This is a genomic window from Mesorhizobium sp. P5_C1 (assembly GCF_054049815.1).
In genome coordinates, this window is the sequence record NZ_JBFULQ010000933.1 from 1 (window position 1) to 1,403 (window position 1,403).

2 protein-coding genes are annotated in these 1,403 nt (G+C 60.4%); both read right to left on the reverse strand.

The window, feature by feature from the left end:
• A partial coding sequence (locus ACXJ7R_RS32715) for a carboxyl transferase domain-containing protein (protein WP_457155409.1) occupies window positions 1–974 on the reverse strand: 974 nt, incomplete at its 3' end.
• A gap of 9 nt (window positions 975–983) precedes the next feature.
• On the reverse strand, window positions 984–1,403 hold a 420-nt coding region (locus ACXJ7R_RS32720; protein ID WP_457155410.1), incomplete at its 5' end, for a hypothetical protein.

The following is a 1,403-nucleotide window of genomic DNA, read 5'->3' on the forward strand; positions in this document are numbered from 1 at the left end:
GTGCCGTAGTTCTGCTTGAACTCGTCGAATTCGGAGCCATCGACGATCCGCGCGATCACTTCGCGCACGTCATAGGGCTGGCGCAGGTCCGTCGGCACGATGCCGTAGAGCTCATCGGCTGCGTGAAGCGGCGGAATCGATTTCTGTAAGTGCAGCTGTACAGTCTTGTTCCGATTCAGGTTTTTGACGATACGGCGGCAGATGGCAAGCGCATGGTCGTCATCCAGCGCATAGTGGTCGGCAACGCCGGAAAGCCGCGTGTGCACGTCCGCGCCACCGAGGTCTTCCGCGCTGACGTCTTCACCAGTGGCCGCTTTCACCAGCGGCGGGCCGCCGAGGAAGATGGTCGCCTGGTTGCGCACCATGATCGTCTCGTCGGACATCGCCGGCACATAGGCGCCGCCCGCCGTGCAGGAACCCATGACGCAGGCGATCTGCGGGATTCCGGCCGCCGACATGTTGGCCTGGTTGTAGAAGATGCGGCCGAAATGCTCGCGATCGGGAAACACCTCGTCCTGGTTGGGCAGATTGGCGCCGCCGCTGTCGACCAGATAGATGCAAGGCAAATTGTTCTGCAGCGCGATCTCCTGCGCCCGCAGATGCTTTTTCACCGTCAGCGGATAATAGGTGCCGCCCTTCACCGTCGCGTCGTTGACGACGACCATGACCTCGGTGCCTTCGACGCGACCGATGCCGGCGATCATGCCGGCCGCGGAAATCTCCTCGCCATACATCGACCATGCGGCGAACTGGCCAATCTCGAGGAAGGGCGAGCCGATGTCCAGCAACTGCGCAAGGCGCTCGCGCGGCAACAGCTTGCCACGCGAGACGTGGCGCTCACGTGCCTCCTCCGAGCCACCGCGCTCGACGCTTGCAGCCTTGTCCGCAATGTCGGCGACCAGCGCCTGCATGCGCTCGGCATTGGCGCGAAAGGTGTCGGAGGACGGGGAGATCTGGGTTTGCAATACCGCCATTGCCAAACTCTACGCTTGAGCCAGGAGCTTGCCGTTACGGCGCTCGAAAATCTTGTCGGACAGCAGATTGAAGCCATCCTTGAATGTAACGTCTATTGTCTGCCTGGCCGCGTTTTGCGCCTTCGGATTGCTTGCGTCAAAGACGAACAATTGGTCACGACGCGGCACCGCGAACAAGACGTCGCCGGGGAATTTCGCACTGATCGAAAGCCAGAATTCATCGAGCAGAACGAGGCTCGTTGAAAGCATCGTATTGCCGTCGACGTAGTACAGATGAAGGATATCGGACCCGCCGTCGGAGACGATTTTGGGCAGCCATTTTTTGACGTTGTTCAGCGCTATAACGCGCAAATCAGACAGCGCCCGTGCGGGGAAATCCTTTGGCGCAACGGGTGATAGCGAGTCGGGAAGGTCGGCCATGTATACGAC